The sequence below is a fragment of the Shewanella sp. AC91-MNA-CIBAN-0169 genome, assembly GCF_040310165.1.
Classification (GTDB): domain Bacteria; phylum Pseudomonadota; class Gammaproteobacteria; order Enterobacterales; family Shewanellaceae; genus Shewanella.
The window spans coordinates 1-270 of record NZ_JBEOPM010000121.1 but is presented as its reverse complement, the minus strand read 5'-3'; the positions used below and the strand labels follow the sequence as shown (position 1 = coordinate 270).

The following is a 270-nucleotide window of genomic DNA, read 5'->3' as shown; positions in this document are numbered from 1 at the left end:
ACGCCTGCGCATCCAGCTCTACTCCGCTTTCCTGCGACTTCGCCCGCGTACGATGGCGTCGATCCCCCGGCAAGCGCCGCAGCCCCGCCGCATGCATCTGCCGCACCAGCTCCTGGCTGCGCTGGGCGAAGCTTTGCCCTGCGGTTTTACTGGGGTCGATCACGATCAACAGTTGGCCCGTCCAGGGCGTGCGCGCGCCAGGGTGGTCCGTCCAATCGAATTCGAACGAGAAGTTGCCGCCCGTCAGCGCGGCCGCCAGCAACTCCACCA

At 67.0% G+C, this 270-nt stretch carries 1 protein-coding gene; it reads right to left on the bottom strand.

Annotation, left to right across the window (positions count from 1 at the left end):
* Window positions 1-270, bottom strand: a 270-nt coding sequence (locus AAEY98_RS22365) for an Ldh family oxidoreductase (RefSeq protein ID WP_351019784.1), incomplete at both ends; no start/stop codon positions are given.